A 1,293-nucleotide genomic window follows, 5' to 3' on the forward strand; every position below is an offset into this window, starting at 1 on the left:
CTCGCGCTGGCCCTCTGCGCCGTCGCCCTGGCATTGCCCGGCTCGGCCGCGGTGCCGGAGCGCCGCGTCGCGCTGGTCATCGGCAACAGCGCCTATACGGCGGTGCCGCCGCTCGCCAACCCGCTGCGGGATGCCAAGGGCGTTTCGGCCGCACTCAAGCGTCTCGGCTTCGAGGTTGTCGAAGGCTATGACCTCAAGATGGACGACATGACCAATGTCGTGCGCCAGTTCGCCCAGAAACTCGACGGCGCCAAGGCCGGTCTCGTCTATTATGCCGGCCATGGCATCGCGGTTGGCGACGAGAACTATCTCATTCCGGTCGATGCCTCGCTGCGGTCCGAGGCGGATCTCGATTTCAGGGCGGTCAATGTCCAGCTGGTCCTGCGCCAGATGCAGCGCGATGAGCGCGTCAACATCGTCATCCTCGATGCCTGCCGGGACAATCCCTTCGCGACCCAGCTGGTGGCGAAGTCCCGCGCCGTCACGCGCGGCCTGACGCCGATCGAGACCCAGTCGGCCTCCGGCATCCTGATCGCATTCGCGACCGACCCGCGCGCGACCGCTCTCGATGGCGACAGGGACGGCAACAGCCCCTTCACCTCGGCGCTGCTCAAGCACATCGAGACGCCCGAGGTCTCGATCACCACCGTGATGGATCGCGTGCGCGCCGATGTCTGGGAAGCGACCGGCAAGAAGCAGAAGCCCTGGACCAACTCCTCGATCATCGGCGAGTTCAAGCTCAATCCGACGCTGAAGCTCGCAGCCGTGGATCCGACCGAGGTTGCCACCAAGACGATCGACGCCGCCGTTCCTGTTCCCGCCATGCCGGCCATGCCGTCTCTCGACCGGGCCCAGCTCGACGTGAAGACCTGGGAAGTCGCGGAGCGCGGCAATTCGGCGGCCGATTATCGCGCCTATCTCGACGCCTTCCCCACCGGCCAGTTCGCCACCTTCGCGCGCAACCGCCTGGCGAGCCTGGAGACGGCGAAGCCTGCGGCCAACGTCGTCGCGAGACCGCCCGGCGTCACCGACGAGGCGCTGAAGAATGAGATCGGCACCGTGCAGACCGAGACGGCGATGAAGCTCCAGGCCAAGGATCGCCGCGAGCTGCAGACCCGCCTGCGCGCCGCCGGCTTCCAGCCCGGCAAGCTCGCCACCGCCTTCGGGCCGAGCCAGCGCAAGGCCATCCAGGAGTGGCAGAAGTCCCGCGGCATTCCGGAAACGGGTTTCCTGACCGCGATGCAGGCGACCGCCCTTGAGGCGCAGAGCGAGCAGGCCTATCAGCGCATCCTC

Annotated in this window: 1 protein-coding gene; it reads left to right on the plus strand. The window is 67.4% G+C overall.

Features of this window, described 5'->3' with window-relative positions; all coding sequences use genetic code 11:
* Positions 1-1,293, plus strand: a 1,293-nt coding sequence (locus ACIPIA_RS16540) for a caspase family protein (protein WP_400511064.1), incomplete at both ends; no start/stop codon positions are given.

This window comes from Allobosea sp. CER48 (assembly GCF_044752385.1).
GTDB lineage: Bacteria > Pseudomonadota > Alphaproteobacteria > Rhizobiales > Beijerinckiaceae > Allobosea.